Origin of the sequence: Bacillus sp. NTK034, assembly GCF_017303275.1 — a bacterium.
GTDB lineage: Bacteria > Bacillota > Bacilli > Bacillales > Cytobacillaceae > Cytobacillus.
Genome location: NZ_JAFKOJ010000002.1, coordinates 125,083 through 146,478, shown reverse-complemented (window position 1 = coordinate 146,478; position 21,396 = coordinate 125,083). Strand labels below are relative to the sequence as shown.

21 protein-coding genes are annotated in these 21,396 nt (G+C 40.2%); 16 read left to right on the top strand and 5 right to left on the bottom strand.

What is annotated here, in order from left to right:
- Window positions 1-205 precede the first annotated feature (205 nt).
- The 8 genes from JI665_RS06840 (at window position 206) to JI665_RS06805 (ending at window position 9,410) form a co-directional block, all read left to right on the top strand.
- Window positions 206-1,288 (top strand): type III polyketide synthase, encoded by a 1,083-nt coding sequence (locus JI665_RS06840; protein WP_206838078.1) that lies wholly within the window; start codon window positions 206-208, stop codon window positions 1,286-1,288.
- Window positions 1,289-1,292: 4 nt separating this feature from the next.
- Entirely contained in the window at window positions 1,293-1,856 is a 564-nt protein-coding gene (locus tag JI665_RS06835; RefSeq protein ID WP_206838077.1) for an isoprenylcysteine carboxyl methyltransferase family protein, read from the top strand.
- A gap of 396 nt (window positions 1,857-2,252) precedes the next feature.
- A complete protein-coding gene (locus JI665_RS06830) occupies window positions 2,253-5,915 on the top strand; it encodes a dynamin family protein (RefSeq protein ID WP_206838076.1) in 3,663 nt (1,220 codons plus the stop codon).
- A 28-nt stretch (window positions 5,916-5,943) separates the two neighbouring features.
- Entirely contained in the window at window positions 5,944-6,693 is a 750-nt protein-coding gene (locus tag JI665_RS06825) for a nucleotidyltransferase domain-containing protein (protein ID WP_206838073.1), read from the top strand.
- 28 nt (window positions 6,694-6,721) lie between these two features.
- Complete coding sequence (locus JI665_RS06820) at window positions 6,722-6,913, top strand: hypothetical protein (protein ID WP_206838071.1); 192 nt, start codon at window positions 6,722-6,724, stop codon at window positions 6,911-6,913.
- Window positions 6,910-7,746, top strand: a complete 837-nt coding sequence (locus JI665_RS06815; RefSeq protein WP_206838068.1) for a sulfurtransferase — start codon at window positions 6,910-6,912, stop codon at window positions 7,744-7,746. The genes JI665_RS06820 and JI665_RS06815 overlap by 4 nt, the downstream gene beginning before the upstream one ends.
- 91 nt (window positions 7,747-7,837) lie before the next feature.
- Window positions 7,838-8,440, top strand: coding sequence for a hypothetical protein (locus JI665_RS06810; protein WP_206838066.1), 603 nt, complete (start codon window positions 7,838-7,840; stop codon window positions 8,438-8,440).
- Between the two features lie 79 nt (window positions 8,441-8,519).
- On the top strand, window positions 8,520-9,410 hold the full coding sequence (locus JI665_RS06805; protein ID WP_206838063.1) for a 5'-3' exonuclease: 891 nt from the start codon (window positions 8,520-8,522) through the stop codon (window positions 9,408-9,410).
- 102 nt (window positions 9,411-9,512) lie between these two features.
- On the opposite strand, the gene sspL is transcribed toward JI665_RS06805, so the two are convergent.
- A complete protein-coding gene (gene sspL, locus JI665_RS06800) occupies window positions 9,513-9,650 on the bottom strand; it encodes a small, acid-soluble spore protein L (protein ID WP_206838059.1) in 138 nt (45 codons plus the stop codon).
- 223 nt (window positions 9,651-9,873) lie between these two features.
- Between sspL and JI665_RS06795 the strand changes: the two genes are divergently transcribed.
- Both JI665_RS06795 and JI665_RS06790 read left to right on the top strand, forming a co-directional pair.
- A complete protein-coding gene (locus JI665_RS06795; protein ID WP_009332661.1) occupies window positions 9,874-10,335 on the top strand; it encodes a divergent PAP2 family protein in 462 nt (153 codons plus the stop codon).
- A gap of 108 nt (window positions 10,336-10,443) precedes the next feature.
- Window positions 10,444-10,707 carry a DUF6123 family protein gene (locus JI665_RS06790; RefSeq protein ID WP_206838057.1) on the top strand — a complete coding sequence of 88 codons (264 nt, stop codon included), beginning with the start codon at window positions 10,444-10,446 and terminating at the stop codon, window positions 10,705-10,707.
- A gap of 38 nt (window positions 10,708-10,745) precedes the next feature.
- On the opposite strand, the gene JI665_RS06785 is transcribed toward JI665_RS06790, so the two are convergent.
- The 3 genes from JI665_RS06785 to JI665_RS06775 form a co-directional block, all read right to left on the bottom strand.
- Entirely contained in the window at window positions 10,746-11,663 is a 918-nt protein-coding gene (locus tag JI665_RS06785; RefSeq protein ID WP_206838053.1) for a DMT family transporter, read from the bottom strand.
- The gene (locus JI665_RS06780; RefSeq protein WP_206838051.1) at window positions 11,656-12,069 is read right to left on the bottom strand and encodes a reverse transcriptase-like protein; all 414 of its coding nucleotides are present in this window, start codon (window positions 12,067-12,069) and stop codon (window positions 11,656-11,658) included. Before JI665_RS06780 ends, JI665_RS06785 begins: the two co-directional genes overlap by 8 nt.
- Window positions 12,070-12,267: 198 nt before the next feature.
- Window positions 12,268-12,945, bottom strand: coding sequence for a queuosine precursor transporter (locus tag JI665_RS06775; protein WP_206838049.1), 678 nt, complete (start codon window positions 12,943-12,945; stop codon window positions 12,268-12,270).
- Between the two features lie 186 nt (window positions 12,946-13,131).
- Between JI665_RS06775 and JI665_RS06770 the strand changes: the two genes are divergently transcribed.
- The gene (locus JI665_RS06770; RefSeq protein WP_206838047.1) at window positions 13,132-13,788 is read left to right on the top strand and encodes a reverse transcriptase-like protein; all 657 of its coding nucleotides are present in this window, start codon (window positions 13,132-13,134) and stop codon (window positions 13,786-13,788) included.
- A 26-nt stretch (window positions 13,789-13,814) separates the two neighbouring features.
- Entirely contained in the window at window positions 13,815-13,991 is a 177-nt protein-coding gene (locus JI665_RS06765) for a zinc-finger domain-containing protein (RefSeq protein WP_206838045.1), read from the top strand.
- A 57-nt stretch (window positions 13,992-14,048) separates the two neighbouring features.
- Here the strand turns inward: JI665_RS06765 and cspD are convergent, their stop codons facing one another.
- Window positions 14,049-14,249, bottom strand: coding sequence for a cold-shock protein CspD (cspD, locus tag JI665_RS06760; RefSeq protein ID WP_009791749.1), 201 nt, complete (start codon window positions 14,247-14,249; stop codon window positions 14,049-14,051).
- 317 nt (window positions 14,250-14,566) lie between these two features.
- Here cspD and JI665_RS06755 point away from each other — a divergent pair, with 317 nt between their 5' ends.
- The 4 genes from JI665_RS06755 to mntR all read left to right on the top strand — a co-directional run bounded on the left by JI665_RS06755 (window position 14,567) and on the right by mntR (window position 21,377).
- Window positions 14,567-14,857: a hypothetical protein gene (locus JI665_RS06755; protein WP_206838044.1), complete on the top strand. Its 291-nt coding sequence runs from the start codon at window positions 14,567-14,569 to the stop codon at window positions 14,855-14,857.
- A gap of 428 nt (window positions 14,858-15,285) precedes the next feature.
- Window positions 15,286-18,210 (top strand): type I pullulanase, encoded by a 2,925-nt coding sequence (gene pulA / locus JI665_RS06750; RefSeq protein ID WP_312886148.1) that lies wholly within the window; start codon window positions 15,286-15,288, stop codon window positions 18,208-18,210.
- A 173-nt stretch (window positions 18,211-18,383) separates the two neighbouring features.
- On the top strand, window positions 18,384-20,546 hold the full coding sequence (locus JI665_RS06745) for a DNA topoisomerase III (protein ID WP_206838042.1): 2,163 nt from the start codon (window positions 18,384-18,386) through the stop codon (window positions 20,544-20,546).
- 405 nt (window positions 20,547-20,951) lie between these two features.
- On the top strand, window positions 20,952-21,377 hold the full coding sequence (gene mntR, locus JI665_RS06740; RefSeq protein ID WP_206838039.1) for a transcriptional regulator MntR: 426 nt from the start codon (window positions 20,952-20,954) through the stop codon (window positions 21,375-21,377).
- The last annotated feature ends 19 nt before the right edge of the window (window positions 21,378-21,396 follow it).

Genomic DNA, 21,396 nt, shown 5'->3' with positions numbered 1-21,396 from the left:
GCCAGCCATACCTATTGAATTGGAAAAGATTTAGTAATGCTATTCATTTAGTTATTCCATTATAATAAAGATGCACAACAACTCCTTCAAAACACATTGCTTCCTCCTAATGGGGGAAGCTTTTTTTTGCTTGATTAGACAATTTTGAACATAAATTGCTTTTATTTGGAAAAAATAAAAGAAAGCAAGCGGAGGAGAATCATGTATGCCAGCAATTGTATCAGTTGCAGAAGCAATACCTGAACATATTCTGACCCAGGATCAGGTAATGGATTTTGCCAGAGATTTATTTTCAGATTCCTTTAAGGATATTGAACGTTTATTGAAAGCTTTCCAAAACGGCCAAATTGAAAAACGCCACTTTGCTAAGGGACTTGAATGGTTTAAAACAGATAAATCATTTGAAGATCGAAACAATGCTTACATTGAACAGGCTATTGAACTGGGTACAAAGGCTATAATGTGCTGTCTGGAAAATGACATTTTCTTGAGCAGGAATCTCCATTGCGAAGAAATCGATGCCATTTTTACTATTTCTAGTTCAGGAATTGCCACACCGAGCATTGAAGCAAGAATCATGAATAAGCTTCCATTTTCTGAACATACGAAGCGAATACCGATATGGGGACTGGGTTGTGCGGGCGGTGCTTCAGGCCTTTCAAGAGCGTATGAATATTGCCTGGCTTTCCCTGAAGCAAAAGTACTGGTTTTAACCATAGAATTATGCAGTTTGACCTTTCAGCGCAATGACCGGTCAAAGAGCAATCTAATCGGGACCTCTCTTTTTGCTGACGGTGCAGCATGTGCGCTGATAACGGGTGATGACGTTCAAAGGGATTTTCAAAAGGTATCAGCCATTCCGAGAATTGTGGGGTCCCAATCAACAACGATGCGCAATTCTTTGGATGTAATGGGCTGGGAAGTAAAGAATGAAGGTTTATATGTGGTTTTCTCAAAGGATATACCATCAATAATAGAGGGCTGGCTTAAGCCAAATGTAACGGAATTTCTAAGGGGAAAAGGCATAGAAATGGGGAAAATAAACCATTTTGTTGCCCACCCTGGCGGAAAAAAAGTCATTGATGCTTATCAAAAAGCACTGCAATTCGATCCTGGTATGACCAGAATTTCGCTTGATGTATTAAAGGAGTTCGGAAATATGTCATCTGCAACCATTCTTTACGTATTGAAAAGGTTTATGCAGATAGGCCGACAGGGAGATACCGGACTTGCAGCTGCACTCGGCCCGGGATTTAGCTCGGAATTATTGCTGCTGGAATGGGAGTGAATTCATGCTGTTCAAACTATTTATTGCCGTCATCATTTTGCAGAGGGCAGCGGAGCTTGCTATTGCCCGAAATAATGAAAAGTGGATGAAAGGAAGGGGCGCACTGGAATTTGGCCAGCGGCACTATCCCTGGATCGTAGCGGTTCATGCTTCCTTTTTTATTTGCTATCTGCTTGAAGTAACCATCTTTGAAAAAGACCTGTCCCCTTTTTGGCCCATTATTCTGATTCTTTTCTTTCTTACCCAGACAGGAAGAGTATGGGCACTGTTTTCCTTAGGGAAATACTGGAATACCAAAATCATTGTCATGCCGGGTGCCAAAGTTGTCAGAAGGGGGCCATACCGCTTTATAAAGCATCCCAATTATGTAATTGTAGCTGCTGAATTTCTCGTGATACCTTTCATGTTTCAGGCTTATTTAACAGCAGCTGTATTTACCCTGCTAAACATAATGGTACTTTCGGTCAGGATACCAGCCGAAGAAAAAGCACTGAAAGAATTGACTGAATACGAAGAAGCGTTTTTACGATTAAGACCTGGCATGAATAGAGATATTAAAAAAGTTTGACAATTTTAAAATCCCTATTGAAAATGATTATCGTTCGTGATAAACTTCTAATTGAATTTGAAAATTATTCTCAATATCATTCCAACAGGAAGGTGTTGCTACATATGACAATTCTATTTGTTGCAGGCACAATTGCTGCCTACTCACTAGTTATGAAACATGTTTTAAATAACGTAGCTAAACCACATACAAGATAATAGTATTTTTTGAAACCAGGCAGAGGCCTGGTTTTTGTTTTTTTTAACGCATGCGAAGATATAAGCAAATGAACATAGAATAAAAGCATGCTGCTGATAAATATTAGAAAAATCAAAGAATAAACTGTCCTATATAGGAAAATAAACGAAAATCATTTAAAATAGGAAGTAAATTAAAGTTACAAGGGGATTAATGGAAATGGCTGATACGATTTTGCAACCAGGATTGCAGCAAACTGAATTAATGAACAGAATAACTGCTATATATACTTTCGCCCAGAGAAATGGGGATAGCCAGACAGCTAAAAGAGCTAAAGATCTCTTAATTAAGCTAAGAGACCAGGAATTTGCCATCGCTTTTTGCGGACATTTTTCCGCCGGGAAATCGAGCATGATTAACAAGCTTGCAGGAGAGGACCTTCTACCTTCCTCGCCGATTCCAACCAGTGCCAATCTGGTAAAAGTCAAATCTGGTGAGGAAGATTATGCAAAAGTTATTTTTAAGGAAGGAAAGCCGAGGCTTTATCCTGCTCCGTATGATTATGGACAGGTAAAATCCTATTGCAAGGACGGAGATTCCATTCATTCCATTGAAATAAGCCATTCTGCCACCAGTTTGCCCAAGAAGGCAGTAATTATGGATACACCTGGAATCGATTCTACAGATGATGCGCATAGAATTGCTACTGAATCTGCTCTTCATTTGGCTGACCTCATTTTTTATGTTATGGATTATAACCATGTCCAGTCGGAATTAAATTTTCTTTTTACAAAAGAACTGACGGCTGCAGGAAAAGAAGTTTATCTTGTTATCAATCAAATTGATAAACATCGGGATGAAGAACTCAGCTTTGAACAATTTAAAGAAAGCGTAAAGGAATCATTTGCATCCTGGGGAGTAAAGCCTGCGCAGATTTTTTACACCACATTAAAAGACGAAAATCACCAGGCAAATGATTTTAAGGCACTTCAGAATTTTATTAACAGCAGCATTGATAACCGTGAAGAGCTTTTGCCCCAGTCCGTTTTTAATTCTTTAAAGAAATTAACAGAGGATCATCTGGCATTTTTAGGAGACGCTCATGCAGCTGAAAAAGATAAATGGGAAGAAAAACTGTCTGAATTAGATCAGGATGAACGGGATCAGCTCGGAAACAGGCTGCAAGAGTTAGAGAATCAGTTGAATAAGCTAAAGTCTTCCTTACATGAAGCTGATATTGAGTTAACCGGAAAGATAGATGAGATTCTAAAAAACGCTTATTTAATGCCTTTCCAGACGAGGGAACTCGCTGAATCTTATCTTGAGTCGTGCCAGCCTTCGTTTAAAATTGGCCTATTTTTCAGCAAACAGAAAACGGAGCAGGAAAGGTCAGTGCGTCTTGACCGCTTCTATCAGGATTTTTCCGAAAAGGTTAAGTCTCAGCTGGAGTGGCATATAAAAGAGCTGTTTTTACAGCAGTTCAAGCAGCATAATATCCATGACTCAGAAATTCTTGCACAAGTTCAGAGCTTCAAGATTTCCTTTGAACCAGCCGTGTTAGCTGAAACAGTAAAATCCGGCGCTATGGTTTCAGGAGATTATGTACTTCAGTATACGAACGACACCGCAGAGGCTGTAAAGAGAATTGCCAAAAAGAACGCAGCTTTCTTGAAAAATGCACTTCTGAAAGCGCTTGAAGATAATAACATCCAGGATCAGACGGTACTGGTAAATGAAATTCGCAAGCTTACTGCCTATGCTGAAGCCCTTAGCGCAATTAAAGCTCTCAATGAAAAAGTAATTAAGGCATCTGCCGAGATGAAAGTCTATCTGGCAGGTGACTTTGCTCATGATGAGTTTCAAGAGCAAGCCAAAATGCTTGCAGCAGAAGATGTCGATGAAGCTGAAGTTGTTTTTCAGCATGAAGATCAAATTGAGAAGGAAGAGATCCTCAAGAAACCTGAAAAATCTGACGAGGAAGAGCAGACAGGGGAAACTGTTCCTGCGGTTTCCGTTCAGCCTGTTATAGAAAAGCTTCAATTCACCGCTAATGCAGTAAAAGATATCCCAGGTTTCAGAAAGCTTGCAGCTGATTTGGCAGACAAAGCATCAAGGCTTGAGAGCAAAGAATTCACAGTTGCCCTTTTTGGTGCATTTAGTGCAGGGAAGTCCTCCTTTGCCAACGCTTTAATCGGGAATAAATTGCTTCCGGTTTCACCAAATCCGACAACAGCTGCAATTAACAAAATTAAGCCTGTTACGGCTGAAAATGCGCATGGAACCGTTCTTGTAAAAGTAAAGGATTCACAGACTCTCTTAAATGATATCAATCATTCATTGAAGTTCTTTGATTATTCTGCAGGAAACTTCGGCGATGCTGCTGCAGCGATTAAGAAGATCACTGGGGAAAACCAGGATTTCGATGCTAATGAAAAGACACACTTTGCATTCCTTAATGCATTTTTGAGAGGTTTTGATTTCTTTACGGATCAGCTTGGGAAAGTCATAAAAGCTGATTTGGAGGAGTTTGGGGATTATGTAGCCAATGAGGAAAAATCATGCTTCGTTGAGACTATAGAGGTTTACTTTGATTGTGAACTGACAAGGCAGGGAATTACCCTGGTTGACACACCTGGGGCAGATTCGATTAATGCGAGGCATACCGGGGTAGCATTTGAATATATAAAAAACTCGGATGCAATCCTTTTTGTAACTTATTATAATCATGCCTTTTCAAAAGCCGATAGAGAGTTTCTTATTCAGCTGGGAAGGGTTAAGGACACCTTCTCCCTTGATAAAATGTTCTTTATCGTCAATGCCATTGACCTTGCCAATAATGAAGAAGAAAAGGATTCAGTACTGGAATACGTTGAAGAGCAGCTGGTGCAATACGGAATCCGCCGGCCGCATCTGTCTGGCATTTCAAGCCTCCAAGCTCTGGCAGAGAAGCTGGATAGCAGCAAAGAGGAAGTTTCCAATATCAGCTCATTTGAAAAAAGCTTTTACTCCTTTATAAATCAAGACCTGCTGAATATTTCCATTTCATCAGCAGAAACAGAGTGGAGGCGCCTTTTAGCCCAGCTGAGGACCTACATTTCTTCCTCACAGGAAAATAAAGAAGTCAGGTTTGAAAAGCTGAAACTGCTTGAGGAAGAGCATCAAACGGTTACAGAGATTATCCGTGGACAAAAATCCGAACTGCTGTCCCAAAGGCTTGAACAGGAAACGGATGAGCTTGTTTTTTACATTAAGCAAAGAGTATTTCTGCGTTTCTTCGACTTTGTTAAGGAGGCTTTCAACCCTTCAGTCCTGAAGGATGATGGACGGAACTTAAAGAAAATGCTTAAAATCGCTCTTGAAGAATTCCTTGCAAGCTTCGGGTTTGACTTTGCCCAGGAGCTTCGCGCAACAACATTGAGGCTTGAAGCCTATATTTCCAAGCTGATCGGCCAGCAGCAGGAGACTATTTCTAAAAAAGCCGCCAATGTGAACAGTGATTTGTCTTTTAGCTCATATGAGCCATTAAAAATGGAAAGTATTGAATTTGATTCAGCATTTTCCAACGAAGACCCGAATCAATTTAAAAAAGCTCTATCCTACTTTAAAAATCCGAAAGCATTTTTTGAAAAGAATGAACGCAAGCAGCTAGCGGATGAACTGGAGAAGAATCTGCAGGAACCTGCAGACCGTTATCTGCAAGCTGAAAGCACCAGACTGAAATTCCATTACAGCAGCCTGCTGACGGCTGAATTTGAGCGGCTGCTCAATTCGCTGATTGAACAGAGCAGCGAATATTATGAAGGAATTACGGCTGCATTAAAAGATGATTTCCCAATTGAAGAGCTGAAAGAAATTGAGAGGAACATTGCACATTACGAATAATAGGTATTGAAAGGTTGCTGCTTTTCGTATGGAAAAATGGCTTTCCGCTGCTGAAGAAAAATACAATATTGACATCCTTTTTGCATGTGAAGCAGGAAGCAGGGCCTGGGGGACAGATGATGCGGAATCAGATTATGATATCCGCTTCATCTTTAAACATAAGGATCTGAAAGCATATCTTTCCCTTGAACGTGCAAACGAGGTTATTGATGCAGATACCCCTTATGATGCGCACGGCTGGGATATTTTTAAAGCATTTGACCTTATGCAAAAATCCAATCCAAGTATATTTGAATGGGCATACTCTCCCATCATCTACAAGGATAAGGATGACTTCTCCAATAGGCTAAGGAGTATCGCGGAAAAAGAGTTCTCACGATATAAGTTATTCCAGCATTACACCCTGCTATTTTCACGTAATCTTGGGGAAGCGGCAAAAAAAGAGGGATTTACAATTAAGAAACAGAAACTGCTAATCCAGGCGGTAAGAGCCTGCCTAATTTCAAGGCAGCTGATTCAGCAAAGCAATATAAACGGAGACTTTTTGTATACAGGTCTCTTTTGCATAAAGGAAGAGGATGACATTACACGCTTTTATCAGACCCTGGCAAATGCAAAACAAAGTGGGGTTCTTATTCAGGAGCATTTAGCAAATCAAATAGCTGAGACACTTGAGTCAGAAAGGGAAGTACTCTATACAGCCGGTGAATTAATGCCTAAAGGAAAAGGCAAAGTATCCGGACTGAATGAATGGCTTTGGGAACTGTTGAAAGTTTAAAATCATTCTGAGAAGAAAAGGGAGAGCTATGGAGAAAAATTCTTTTCATGCATGTGCAACCTGCGTAAACTTCCAGCCTGAAAAGCGTAAAGAAGGAATGGTTTATTTTTGCAGCAGACTGGGCTATGAAACGAAACCTGACTATCAATTTAACTGCTGGACTCCAAAGGAACATATAAAACGCCTGATGAAAAAGAGGAAAGGGGAGAACCTTAAATGAAGTATCATGTAGAAAAGGAATGGGTATTAACCAAACTGGATGATCCCAATATCCGAATTGCCGACTGCCGCTTTAAACTTGGGTCACCTGAAGAAGGGCGCAGCTTATATAATCTCAGCCATATTCCCAATGCCGTGCATTTTGATTTAGAGAAGGATCTGTCAGGCCCTGTGAAAGAGCATGGGGGCCGGCACCCGCTTCCAGATCCCTCTCAATTTAGAGAAGTACTTGAGAAAGCAGGAATCAGCAGAGATACTACAGTAATTGCCTATGATGGAGGAGAAGGGGCTTTTGCTGCAAGGTTCTGGTGGCTTCTAAGGTATTTGGGACATGATAAAGTTTATGTATTGAACGGTGGATATAAAGAATGGGCTGAAAGCGCCTATCCTTTGAATAATAAGGTCCCACGCTTTGGGCAGGCTGACTTCAAAATCGAACTGCAGCCTGACATATTTGCTTCATACGAAGAAGTTAAAGAATTTACCGATAATCAGGATACTGCTGTCATAGTTGATTCCAGAGAGGAAAAGAGATACCTGGGACTGGAAGAGCCCATTGATAAAAAAGCCGGCCATATCCCGGGAGCAATCAATAGAGTTTGGTTTGAAGCGTATAAAAATGGCAGGTTTAAAGAAGCAGAGGAACAGGAAAAACGGTTTGCGGACATTGATAAGAATAAACCAGTAATTGTTTATTGCGGATCAGGGGTAACAGCAGCACCTAATTTCCTGGCATTAAAGGAAGCTGGTTTTCCTAATGTTAAATTATATGCTGGAAGCTTCAGTGATTGGATATCTTATGAAAGGAATAAAATAGAAACTGTCGAAAAATAGAAAAGTCCCTTTTTAAAAAAGGGATTTTTTTACTGTTGAAATTATTATATAATTTAAAAAGTTTAATAGTTTTTGAAAATGGAGGGGTTAAATGAATACTTCGGGCTACACGATCACAAAAAAACAAAGGACTGATACAAAACAAATATTGGTAACAACTGCAATCATCCTAATATTGTCAGCAATTTTTATTCCTATATTCCTGCTTTCACCATTCCAGGCGCAATTTTACAGGCCTGAAGGGACCTGGGTTTTCGAAGCGCCTAAAGACGCTTATGTTACATTTAGCATAGCTTTGGCATCGATGGGGGTTTTTATCTTAGCGGGGGTTTGGATGCACAGTGCTGAAAAATTCGGCAGGATTGCGAAATGTATAACAGGAGCATGTTTTTTATTTTCAATGGCTACTGTGATTCTCAGTTTTGATTATTACCACTATATTGATAAGAATGGTGTCCATTTTAATACATTATTCGGTTTGAAGGAGAAGCATTATAATTGGCAGGAAATCAAACAAGCCAGGCAAACAGTCATAAACAAAATGGGTGTTATGTCTGATGATGAATTAATCTTTACCTTTAAAGATGGAACTACATATGCGTATCCTATAAATAATAATATCCGTAAGGCGCGAATCGCTACTTACTATGAACTGGAAGAACATGGAGTTGAGTTAATAAGGGAAACAGAATAAGGCTGTCAAACTTTTCAAGAGAAACCGAGAGTTTCCCATGTTATAATAGTTGTTATGATTATAATCGGGAGGCGGAAAAATGAACGAGAACAAATCTTCACTGCTGCTGGTTGATGGCATGGCTCTGCTGTTCAGGGCATATTTTGCAACAGCCATGTCCGGTCAATTTATGATAAATTCAAAAGGAATACCTACAAATGGAGTTCACGGGTTTGTTAAACACTTTTTAACCGCTGTTTCTTCCTTTAACCCGACTCATGTGGCTGTATGCTGGGATATGGGAAGCAAAACCTTCCGTACGGAAATGTTTGATGCCTATAAAGCAAACCGTCCTCAAGCTCCGATTGAACTTGTGCCTCAATTCGATCTGGTAAAAGAAGTTGTTGAAGCTTTTGATGTGCCTAATATTGGCCTTGAAGGATACGAAGCCGATGACTGCATTGGCACCATTGCAAGAAAAGCAAGCCAGGAAGCGGAAGTTCTGATTCTTACTGGCGATCAGGATATACTGCAGCTTCTGGATGACAATATCTCTGTTATTTTGCTGCAAAAAGGCTACGGCAATTATCTTGTGCATACGACGGAAACTTTTTATGAAGAAAAGGGAATAACACCAAAGCAAATGATCGATTTGAAAGCCTTCATGGGAGATACCAGTGATAATTATCCCGGAGTAAAAGGGATTGGCGAAAAAACAGCGCTGAAGCTGCTGCAGCAATTTGAGCATATTGAAGGGGTACTGGAAAACCTGGAACAGCTTACAAAAGGACAGCGTGCCAAGATCGAACAGGATCTTGAAATGCTGCACTTGAGCAGACAGCTCGCCGAAATAAAATGCGATGTACCAGTTGAATGCCCTCTCGACCTGGCACAATTCACAATGAACCGGGAAAAGGTCATGGAGAAATTCACTGAAATCGAATTCCGCGGACTTCACAAATTTCTTGATATAAAAAAGGAATATGCATAATAGTGACTCCAGGCTGCTGCCTGGGGTTTTTTTTATGGCTGTCCTCTTAGACCCAATATTCCCCATAAATAATAAAAGCCGCCAAAGGCGGCCATCCAAGCATTATTTAGTATTCTTCTTCTTCGCTGCATCCTCCAGCTTGCTTTTAGGCTCTTCTGAAAATTCAGCATCCTGCCCGTATCCTTGAGGGTTTACGGCAGGTGCTTTTTTTCCTCTGTTTGTATGTCCGTTTTTGCTCATCTTATTCACCTCCCCAGTCAGCAATTTCTCCATTGATAACCTTATTATTGTTAAAGTCTTCGGGTTTTAATCATGTCTATCGAGGGTACAATTTAGCAACTGATGCGGTGAATTTTTCTTCTGTCTTGGGGTTTAATTACTCCATGAATACAAGCCTATTTAACATTTGAAGGAGGAATAATAAAAGTCTGCATACTTCACAATAAAGAAGAGGTGAGTTGTTATGAATAAGGGAGTTTATATCGCTCTTTTAAGTATAGGGCTGGCACAGGGCCTGAAAATCCCCATCCATTATGTGAAAAAGGGGGAACTTCGCCCGGATTTATTTTTCCAGACAGGGGGCATGCCAAGTTCTCATTCGGCAGGTGTTTCTTCTTTAACTACTTTTATTGCTTTAAAGCGTGGTGTGCCGACGGTCGACTTTGCTTTATCGCTGGTTTATGGCCTGATCGTTATGTATGATGCCCAGGGAATCAGGCGCCAGACCGGTGAGCTAACCTTAAAGGTAAACAGCCTTGGTGAGCTGGTTGATAAAATTCACAAAGATGAAACAGTAAAGTTTGAGGAGGAAGGTCCAAAGAAACTGAAGGAAATGCTCGGCCACCAGCCAGCAGAAGTATTGGGCGGAGCTCTTCTCGGTGTATTAACCGGAACACTTGGCTACCTTCTAACTAAGAAGAAATAAATGAGCTTGCAACACCCCTGCTTCATGCAGAAAAAAGGTAGATAATTGTCGAAAAATCAAGTAAGATTTAGGAGAACGCAAAGGGAGCAGGGGAAGAGGGTAAGTAAAATGAAGACAGTTGAAGAGTATTTGCACTTTTTGCAAAGTAAAGGTTTTCAATTTCGGGAAGACGCGGTTGGCTTCATTTACTTTGGCAAAAATTATACCAATGCTTCAGACGAGCTTGCCAATGCAGCAATAGAACTTACATTAAAGGCGCAGAAATCATTTGACGGCAGTTTTTACGTATCTTTGCTTGAAACATTGGTTTCAAAGAATATTACCAGCAGGCGGGAAGCAATAAAATTTGTAAAAGAAAAAGCAATCATTTAAAAGGCGTGACTTTAATAAGAACACGCCTTTTCAATTTATTAAGCTGCTTTTTTCCTAAAGATCGATAAGGTTTTCTTTGCAGGAATTTCTGCAAAAACCATTCCTGCGAAAATAAGCAGACAGCCAGTCAGGGCACTAAAGGAAAGTCTCTCATTCGCCCACATAAATCCCGCAGCGGCTGCAAACACAGGTTCCATGGCAAAGATCAGGGCTACTCTAGTAGGTGTTGTGTATTTTTGAAATGCCGTCTGTGCAAAAAATGCGATCGCGGTAGCAAATAGTGAAGTTACAATCAGAGCAGTCACCACATTAGTCTTAAGTAAGACTCCGGTTTCAAATGCCTGCTGCCAATTTTCTGTGAAAAACGCAAAAATCCCTGATAGTATTGCCACGGTCCCTACTTGTATAACTGTTAATAGCAGGGCTGGATATTTGCTGCTGTATTTCCCAGTGAATATAATATGAAGGGCAAAACCGACTGCACAGATTAATACATAGGCATCACCTATATTTAGCGAGACTTTATCAGTCATTGTAAGCAAATACAATCCCGCTGTTGCAATTGATACGCCTATAATGGCATTGAACCCTGGCTTAATTTTTAAAAGCATAAAAGAAAAGACAGGGACCATTACTACACTTAACCCCGTAATAAAGCCAGCTTTTGAAGATGTTGTATAAAGAAGTCCGATTGTCTGGAAAGCATAGCCTATAAATAAAAACAAGCCCATAATAACTCCAGAAATCAAAAGCTTTTTGTTTATTTTCCTTAACTGTTCTTTTTCAAAAATAACAAGCCAGCCTCCCAGCAGGAAAGCGGCAATGAAAAAGCGCACGCCATTAAAAGAAAATGGCTCAAGAAAAGCAATGGCGTTTTGTACAAGCACAAAGGTGGTTCCCCACACAAAGGCAACCAGCAAGAGGCTTACATCTGCAAATATAACCGGTCTATTCATATCCTTTTTGACCTTTCGTTCTATTTTTGCGGATGGCAGCTCTGGCCAATTCATCTGCTCCTTTGTTTTCGGAGCTTGGCACCCACTTCATAAAAAACAAATCAAATTGTCTTGTAAGCTCCAAAGCATTTTCAAGCAAGGGAACAAACTTTTTATTTTTAACGAATTCCTTTTCAACGGCTCGGTTAACGAGCTGTGAATCCGTTCGAAAGGAAACTGATTTGTATCCCTTTTCTATGCATATTTCCAGAGCATGAATAAATGCGCGGTATTCGGCTTCGTGATTTTCTATATTTCCTAACGGAATGGAATAGCGTTCAACTTGGCCATTATTTTTAATGAATATGCCTGCGCCGCTTGGACCTGGGTTTCCGGCACTTGCTCCATCGATATATACTTCAATCAATTAAACAGCCTCCTGATTTTAACAGCATTATGGGGTAAACTAAATGTAGTTTATCATAAAAATAATCGATAAAGTGAAACTTCAATCAGTGGGGGGCTTTATCCCCCACTTATCCTCCATTGATACCTCTGAGTCTTGAATTGGGGGGGCTTAATGCACGTTAGACTGCGATAAAGAAAAGGATACCAAAACGGCATCCTAATCTTTTACTGGAAAACGTTTAGCTATATAGCCAAACGGGGTATCAAGTATAGCTACTATAAATTTCAGCAAATAAGTTGTGATGAAAATTTGAATCCATTCCTCCATGGGAAATACACCGAGAAAAGCAATGCTAGTAAAAACAAGGGTATCCAAAAGCTGGCTGATCATGGTGCTGCCATTATTTCTGATCCAAAATTGGCCATCCTTTGGAAATTTCTTTTTTAAATAGGTAAAGATATAAACATCCGTAAATTGGCTGACTAAATAGGCAGCGAGACTTCCGGCAGCAATCCGCGGCAGAATCGAAAAAAGAGTGCTGAGGGGTTCCTGTGCAAAATCTGTTTCATGCGGTTTAAATAATAATACCATCTGCATGATGAGAGTCATGGACAGAAGAGTAAAGAAACCAAGCCATACAGCTTTTTTTGCTTCTTCTTTTCCGTACTTTTCATTTAGGATATCCGTAACGAGAAAAGCGGTACCGTACATAGCGTTACCTAAAGTAGCCGTCAGGCCGAACATTTCTATGGTTTTTACAACTTGAAGATTGGCCATAACAGTTGAGAAGCCAATCCATACGAATAAACCAGTCTTTCCGAAGAGGCGGTACATAGCCAATACTAATGTGAAATTAATAATTGCAAAGAGCAAACCAAACCATTCATTAAACATCATATTCCTCCTAGTTTTGTTAATGCGGGAGTTTGCGAACCGCAGGAGATATAAAATTGTCATTGACCATTATACCTTGAAATATACTCATTTAGTAATAAACTGAGTAAAGTATAATAAGTTCAACTATTGCAAACAGTTCTAATAATGATGACCAGCTAATAAAGTACAGAAAGGCTGACCTTTATGAAATATAAATTGGAATGGAAATATAAACTTAAAGGAAATGAGGATATATTATTTACTTCAGATTGGATTGACGGTGAATCAGCATTACAGATTGGAGAAGATATTGAAAAATCAGGGAAGGGCAAAGAAGTAATTTATTATGATGAAGCCGGCACTTCATGGAGCACAAAAGAAATGAGAAAGCTTCTAATGGAAGTGGAAGAGGATCCTCATGATATTACCGTATTTTTTGATGGCGGATTTAATAATGAAACCAGTCAGGCTGGTCTCGGTGCAGTAATATATTTTAAACAGGGCAAAAAAAAGTACCGTGTGCGGGCAAATGAGCTCTTTGATGAGATGGATAATAATAATGAGGCAGAATATGCGGCCATTTATTACGCTCTCAGCCTGCTCGAAGAAATGGGCGTTCATCATATGACTTGTGAATTCAAAGGGGATTCCCAGGTAGTATTGAAACAGCTTGAAGGTGAATGGCCATGTTATGAAGAAAATTTAAACCGCTGGCTTGACCGTATTGAAGAAAAAATAAAAAAGCTTGGTATCCTGCCAAGGTATAGACCCATTCCGCGCAATGAAAACAAAGAAGCAGATAAATTGGCCGGTCAGGCACTGCAGAGGAAGTTTATTAACAGCAAAATGCAAATCATATAATTGGGTAAAAGGAAGGCGTGAATCGTTTGAGCAGGAAGGAAATTATTAATGAAGTGGAGGAGCTGATGATCAGTTACTGCAAAGACTGCTTCCTTCATAAACACCATAAAGAGGAAAGAGGGCGCAGATATGCCCATCGATTTTGCATTAAAGAGTGTACAGTAGGTGAGAAAATTAAATCAATTGGCAGCAAACTTTCATAAATAATGGACGAAAATAAAAGGCTGGCAGATGCCAGCCTTATAATCGTTATATTTGAATTATAATTTTACAACGTTTGCAGCTTGAGGTCCGCGGTTTCCTTCAACGATTTCAAAAGAAACTTCCTGGCCTTCTTCTAAAGATTTGAAACCATCACCTTGGATAGCAGTGAAGTGTACGAATACATCGTCTCCGCCTTCTACTTCGATGAAACCGAAACCTTTTTCATTGTTGAACCATTTTACTTTACCGTTTTGCATGTTTACTTTTCCTCCTAAGCCTGTCAAGACACATCTTGTGCCTTAGATGAATATTACCACCTAACAAAACATAGAGCAGATATTTTATCTAATAACGGAAATATATTCTGTTAAATGATGATTATAATATACACGAATGGGCACTTTCCGTCAAGGAATTGAAACGCTTTTTTACAAAAAACATTAAAATATTTTAAATATTTTAACTTTTGTTAATTTGAGAGTGTAATGCAATGGTTACTCAGTGTTTTGATATCATAAATTATAGATTTTCTCATATTAATTAATAATTATCTTGTTGCCAAAGGGTGAGGAAAATGTATCGGTTTTCCATTGAGAATCAAGATTGGATCTTGAGGTTTTCACCCAACATCCAAATGGAAGCGGAAGAAAAGCAGGCCATCATCAGCTCAATCCTGCAGCTTGGCAAGGACCTCCCTCTATACTCGCATGGAGAGTCTTTTATTATTATGAATGACCAATTAGGCATCATAGTATTTAATGTTGAAAAAATACCATCCATGATTTTGACGGTTTCCAACATTGTCACAGAAAATAAATGGTACATCCAAAAAAATCTGACATTAAAGCGCTATCGAAAAGAATGATCGGCAAAAGCCGATTTTTTTTTGAGAGATAAAAAAGTATAAAATTTTGTACCTCGATAACTGTCTAGCGCAAGCAGCCTACCCCCTCGAGGTCACAAGTCTGTCTAGTTGCGGCTCCTAGGGACGAAAGACTTGTCAATCCCTTCCAGAAGGAAAGAACACCTTCTTGCAGGGCTCGTCTTGTGCTTGTCGTCCCTAGGCAGTCGCCTCCACATTACGGACAACCCTCCCAAAAAGGCAAAGAACGCCTTTCCGTGAGGCTCGTCTTGTGCTTGCCGGGGGTGGGGAAGGCGCTTGCGCTATTCTTATTGTGAATAGGTTTAATAGGTAAAAAATCACAGAGTCTTCCGCCTTATGCAAACGCTTTCCTTTTTGGATTAATATATAATTGCAGGAATCTTTAAATAATTTATAAAGGAGGACTTAGATTGAAAGGGTATAAACAGTTTATTTTTCTGGCCGCAGCTATAATAATGGCGGCATCCAATTTTTTATCCCCATTTATGCAAACGATTGCATCGGCCGAAAAAACAACACAACAAGGGCTCGGTCAGACTACAGCAGTCACTATCCATTATCAGCCTGCAGAAGGCAGCACAAAGGATTGGAATTTATGGGTATGGCCTAAAGATGGCGAAGGTCAGGTTTTTGAATTTACTGGTGAAGATGAATTTGGACTTACTGCAGAGATTGTACTCCCGGGAATCCATGATGAAGTTGGATTTATTGTCCGCACTGACAGCTGGGAGAAGGATGGGGGAGACCGATTCATCAATGTACAGAGCGGCATTGATGAAGTATGGGTGAAAGCAGGCGATGAACATACATATACATCACCGCCTGATGGTGAGTACAGGGACTTTCCAGCATTTGAAAGGGTGAAGGTAAAACTCCACTACTTTCGATATGACGGTAATTATGAAGGCTGGAATTTATGGACTTGGCCAGAAGGCAAGGATGGCAAAAGAGTTGATTTTACATCAGTAGATGATTTTGGGAAAGTTGCTGAATTTGAGCTTGAAAATCCGGAAGGTATGAAAAAGGCCGGATTTATAGTCAGGAAGAGCATGGAAGGAAATGACTGGGCAGGCAAGGAATTTGGTGATCGCTTTATTACAAAGTTCGATGAAAATGGGAATGCAGAAGTATGGATTGTTCAGGGAACAGAAAGAATTTATTACAATCCAGCGTTTATTGAAAAAGATCCAAAAATAGTGAATGCTTCTATGGATACTTTTAATCAGATTACGCTTGAAACCAATTTTCCTTTCCGGTGGAAGGATTGGGAATCCATAATTGAAATTGACAATGCCGATATTAAAGAAGTTGTCCCTTATGACGGGGACGAGGAAAAGGATTTTACAAATAAAGTAAGAGTGATAACAGAAGAAAAACTAGATTTCAGGCAATCATATAAAATCTCTGCAGTTTCATTCGGAGAGGCAGAGGTGAAGATTGGGGATATTATCAGATCAAAGGAATTTGATGATGCTTTCTATTATAATGGGAAGCTGGGAAATCAGTATACGAAAAATCAAACCTCCTTCAGGCTTTGGGCCCCTACAGCAAGTGAAGCATCGATAGTGCTTTATGACAGCTGGGATGATCAGACCGCTGAAGAACTTCCTCTTAAAAGAGGTGAAAAAGGAACGTGGACAACTGTTCTAAAAGGTAATCAAAATGGACTGATTTACAATTATAGAGTTAAAATCGGAGGGGAATGGACAGAAGCGACTGATCCCTATGTCCGGGCTGTAACAGTGAATGGCGACAAGGGCGTTGTAATGGATCTGGATTCAACCGACCCTAAAAAGTGGAATAAACAGAAGCCGAAGTTAAAAAATCCAGAGGACTCCATCATTTATGAAGTTCATATACGGGACCTTTCGATTCATGAGAACAGCGGTATTAAGCATAAGGGGAAGTTCCTTGGGGCTGCTGAGAAAAGCACTTTAAATTCAAAAGGAGCAAAAACAGGTTTAAATCATATAAAAGATCTTGGAGTCACACATGTTCAGTTCCTTCCGATTTATGACTACCGGACAGTTGATGAAACCAAACTGGACGAACCACAATATAACTGGGGCTATGATCCTAAAAACTATAATGTGCCGGAAGGCTCGTATTCTACTGATCCTTATGATCCAGCTGCAAGAATTACGGAATTGAAGACAATGATTCAGGAATACCATAACGAGCAGCTGCGGGTTGTAATGGATGTTGTTTATAATCATGTGTTTGCAGTGAATGAATCTAGTTTCCATAAGCTTGTTCCAGGCTACTATTTCCGCTATAACGAAGATGGAACACTTGCCAATGGCACAGGAGTCGGCAATGATACAGCTTCGGAAAGAAAAATGATGCAGAAATTTATTGTCGACTCTGTTGCCTATTGGGCTGAAGAATACAATCTTGATGGATTCCGCTTTGATCTGATGGGCATTCATGACACTGAAACAATGAATAAAGTAAGAAAGGCATTGGATAAAATTGACCCTACTATCATTATCATTGGGGAGGGATGGGATTTAAACACACCACTGGCAGCTGAAAGGAAGGCAAATCAGAAAAATGCCGAAGATATGCCTGGTATTGGCCATTTCAACGATGGCATCCGGGATGGTTTAAAAGGCAGTGTGTTTGATGAACTGGATAAAGGTTTTGTAAATGGCAAGCAAGGCATGGAAACCTTTGTTCAGCAAGGAATTGCAGCAGGCTTGGATTATCCGGGTACAATGGCCACATACAAAGATCCTGAGCAGGCGGTTACATATGCTGAGGCACATGATAATCACACTCTTTGGGATAAGCTTGAACTGACCAATCCAGATGCAGCGGAGGAATCAAGAAAGAAAATGCATAAACTAGCATCTTCCATTATACTGACATCCCAAGGAGTCAGCTTTATTCATGCAGGCCAGGAATTCATGCGGACAAAATACGGGGATCACAACAGCTATAAATCCCCTGACAGTGTAAATCAGTTAGACTGGGACCGCCGAACTGATTTCAGCGGGGAAGTTGACTATTTTAAAGGTCTGATTAAACTCAGAAAGCATTATAAATCGTTTAGAATGACAACAGCTGAGGATATTCAATCAAAGCTTGAATTTATTGATGCCCCGGATAATACGGTGGCTTATAGACTGGATGCAAAAGGCCTAAAAGATAGAGCGAAAGAGATTGTTGTAATCCATAATGCAAATACAGAACCAGCCAAAATAACACTTCCAGGCAAGGGCCCTTGGCATTTGCTTGCAGACGGAAAACAGGCAGGGATAAGAACCCTAAAGATATATCAGTCAAAAACAATTGAAGTGCCTTCACAAACAAGCTTTATTCTAAAAAGATAAGTAACGGAGGAGAATCCTGTCAGGGGGTTCTTCTTTTGTTTTGCTTAGCAGAACACGATTGTTTTAAAAAATTTCATAACTATATAGGTATTTTAACTCCCTTTGCTAAATTTTTAGGTTAATATTAAAATAGATGTCTACAATTTGTTCTACAATGCAAAGGGAGCTAAAGTATGAAACTGATAATCGCGGAAAAACCCGATCAGGGTATGACGCTGGCTTCTATTTTTAAAATGAAGAAACACCAGGGATATATTGAGATCCTTCCGAACGATATATTTCCCCAAGGGGCTCATGTTACTTGGGCTATAGGCCACCTATGCCAGCTGTCTGCCCCTGAGAAATACAAGAAGGATTGGAAAAAATGGTCATTGGATACATTGCCCATAATTCCGGAGCAATTTCAATATGAAGTAACAAAGGATAAAGCAAAACAATTTAATATAATCAAACAGCTTGCTTCTAATCCTAATTTAACAGAAATTATCCATGCTGGTGATGCAGGGAGGGAAGGCGAGCTTATCATCCGGAATATTCTAAGGCTTACCGGTACCAGAGTGCCCATGAAAAGACTCTGGATCTCTTCCTTGACACCTAAATCCATAAGGGAAGGATTTCTTGCCCTGCTGGATGAAAGTGACACAAGGAACTTATATTATGAAGCCTATACGAGAGCATGTGCCGACTGGATTGTTGGCATGAATGCTTCACGATTATACAGTCTTCTTCTGCAGCAGAAAGGCTTCTCGGATGTTTTTTCAGCAGGAAGGGTTCAGACTCCCACTTTAGCTTTAATCGTAAAAAGAGAAATGGAAATCCAGAATTTTGTTTCCGAACCTTTCTGGGAAGTAGATGCACAGTTTAAAGTAAACGGGAAAAAATATACCGGCAAGTGGGAAAAAGATGGGGAATCAAGAATTAAGACGAAGGAGCTTGCCGAAAAGATTGCGGCATTCTGCAGGGACAAAGATGCACAGGTAGAAGATGTGCAGGCCGAAAAAAAAGAATTCCTGCCGCCGATGCTTTATAACCTTTCTGCATTGCAGGCAGAAGCCAACCGCAGATTCAAATTTCCGCCAAAAAAAACACTTGATGTATTGCAGAAGCTTTATCAAAAAGGAATCGTTTCATATCCTCGTTCTGATTCCAGGCATGTAACAGAAGGAGAAGCCGAAATGTTTCCGGAGATCCTCAGAAAAATGGAAACAAAAGATGAGTATAAGGAATTTTTCCCTTTGCCTTCAAGCTCGATTTTGCAGAATAAACGGTATGTGAATGATAAAAAGGTAACTGATCACTATGCCATTATTCCGACCGAGCAGGTGCCCGACCTTGTAAAATTATCTTCGGATGAAAAAATTCTCTATGACCTGATCGTAAGGAGCTTAATAGCTGCACATTATGGAAAAGCTGTAACAGAATATACAACTATTAAGACCCTTGCAGATGGAAGAGCTTTGTTTTTATCCAAGGGAAAAGTACAGCTTGAAGAAGGCTGGAGAAAAGTGATTCCGCAGCAGGAGAAGGAGAAGGAACCGATTCTGCCGTTATTGCAGGCTGGTGATCAAGGTACAGTTTTAAAGGCGGATGTAAAAGAAAGCAAAACCCAGCCGCCAAAAAGGTATACTGAAGGGCAACTGATAACACTGATGAAAACGGCCGGGAAGCAAATCGAAGATAAGGAACTTGAGAAGGTCCTTATGAAGACGGAAGGCCTCGGAACGGAAGCTACAAGGGCGGGAATCATCACAATGCTGAAGGAGCGCAAATACATTGATATTAAGAAGAATCTTGTATATGCAAACTCCAAAGCAAAAATCCTGATAGAAGCAATAGGCACAGAAATACTGGCTTCTCCAGAAATGACAGCCAAATGGGAACAGCGGCTGAAGGATATTTCGGATGGTCAGGCATCCCCCAAACAATTCATGGAGCAAACCAATAAAATGGTAGGCCATTTGATTTCCGCCTCCATTGAACATGCGGGAAAGTGGACATTCTCTGAGGAAGATAAAGAGGGGTTCACGCCTGGGAAATTCAAGCAAAAAAGAGCAGCCAATCTGGGCAAATGCATGCTGTGTGATGGTAAAGTTGTTGATAAGGGGAGCTTTTATGGCTGCTCCAATTATAATAAAACAAAATGCACTTTCACTATTTCCAAAAGCATTATGGGCAAGACGATGACTCAGAAACTGATCAAACAGCTATTGAAGGATGGGGAAACAGAATTAGTTGAAGGTTTTACAAGCAAAGGAAAGGATAAAACATTTTCAGCTAAATTAACCTGGGACCGACAGGAGAACAGAGTCAAATTTCTCTTCCCGCAAAAGACCTGATTTTGCCTGCTGCAGCATCTTTCCTTGTCTCTATTTTCCAACTGTAGTAAAATCGTTAAAGTCCTATATTTATTTATGAAAGATATAAAGTGAACATGCGCTCTGCGCTTTTCTAATATTTGAATTTATTTCTTTGAATTTTGAGAATTGTCTAGCTCCAGCGCCTACCCCCTCGAGGTCACAAGCTTGTCTTGTTTCGGCTCCTAGGGACTCGGGGTCATAAGCCTCCACATTTCGGGCAATCCTCCCAAAAAGGCAAAAAACGCCTTTCTGAGAGGCTCGTCTTGTGCTTGAGGCCCGCAGGATGCGGGTCATGCAGACGTTGCCACAGGACGTGGCGTTCTTAGTCTGCGTTCCTTTGTGGGCAAGGCGCTTGCGCTTTTCTAATTGGCAGGAGGTTGTGTAATGCCAACACCAAGTATGGAAGATTACATTGAACAAATATATATGTTAATCGAAGACAAAGGATATGCCAGAGTTTCTGATATTGCCGAGGCTCTCGCTGTACATCCCTCTTCTGTGACAAAAATGGTTCAGAAGCTTGATAAAGATGAGTATCTTGTTTATGAAAAATACCGAGGGCTTATTTTAACGCCAAAAGGGAAAAAAATCGGCAAGAGGCTTGTATATCGGCATGAACTTTTAGAACAGCTCCTGCGTATTATTGGAGTCAAAGAAGAAAATATTTATGAAGATGTGGAAGGCATTGAACATCACCTGAGCTGGGATGCCATCGACAGGGTTGGCGACCTGGTTCAGTTTTTTGAAGAAGATGAAAGCCGCATTGGAGTGCTGAGGGAAATCCAGCGTAAAAATGAAGAAGAACAGTAAAAACCTGACTGCTTTGCGT

Coding starts and splice junctions, on each gene's coding strand:
- JI665_RS06775 (WP_206838049.1), bottom strand. CDS start 12,945: ATGTTTAATGAATGGTTTGGTTTGCTCTTTGCAATTATTAATTTCACA.
- JI665_RS06755 (WP_206838044.1), top strand. CDS start 14,567: ATGTATCGGTTTTCCATTGAGAATCAAGATTGGATCTTGAGGTTTTCA.
- sspL (WP_206838059.1), bottom strand. CDS start 9,650: ATGAGCAAAAACGGACATACAAACAGAGGAAAAAAAGCACCTGCCGTA.
- JI665_RS06820 (WP_206838071.1), top strand. CDS start 6,722: ATGGAGAAAAATTCTTTTCATGCATGTGCAACCTGCGTAAACTTCCAG.
- JI665_RS06795 (WP_009332661.1), top strand. CDS start 9,874: ATGAATAAGGGAGTTTATATCGCTCTTTTAAGTATAGGGCTGGCACAG.
- JI665_RS06790 (WP_206838057.1), top strand. CDS start 10,444: ATGAAGACAGTTGAAGAGTATTTGCACTTTTTGCAAAGTAAAGGTTTT.
- JI665_RS06810 (WP_206838066.1), top strand. CDS start 7,838: ATGAATACTTCGGGCTACACGATCACAAAAAAACAAAGGACTGATACA.
- JI665_RS06805 (WP_206838063.1), top strand. CDS start 8,520: ATGAACGAGAACAAATCTTCACTGCTGCTGGTTGATGGCATGGCTCTG.
- JI665_RS06815 (WP_206838068.1), top strand. CDS start 6,910: ATGAAGTATCATGTAGAAAAGGAATGGGTATTAACCAAACTGGATGAT.
- JI665_RS06785 (WP_206838053.1), bottom strand. CDS start 11,663: ATGAATAGACCGGTTATATTTGCAGATGTAAGCCTCTTGCTGGTTGCC.
- cspD (WP_009791749.1), bottom strand. CDS start 14,249: ATGCAAAACGGTAAAGTAAAATGGTTCAACAATGAAAAAGGTTTCGGT.
- JI665_RS06745 (WP_206838042.1), top strand. CDS start 18,384: ATGAAACTGATAATCGCGGAAAAACCCGATCAGGGTATGACGCTGGCT.
- JI665_RS06835 (WP_206838077.1), top strand. CDS start 1,293: ATGCTGTTCAAACTATTTATTGCCGTCATCATTTTGCAGAGGGCAGCG.
- JI665_RS06825 (WP_206838073.1), top strand. CDS start 5,944: ATGGAAAAATGGCTTTCCGCTGCTGAAGAAAAATACAATATTGACATC.
- JI665_RS06830 (WP_206838076.1), top strand. CDS start 2,253: ATGGCTGATACGATTTTGCAACCAGGATTGCAGCAAACTGAATTAATG.
- mntR (WP_206838039.1), top strand. CDS start 20,952: ATGCCAACACCAAGTATGGAAGATTACATTGAACAAATATATATGTTA.
- JI665_RS06840 (WP_206838078.1), top strand. CDS start 206: ATGCCAGCAATTGTATCAGTTGCAGAAGCAATACCTGAACATATTCTG.
- JI665_RS06770 (WP_206838047.1), top strand. CDS start 13,132: ATGAAATATAAATTGGAATGGAAATATAAACTTAAAGGAAATGAGGAT.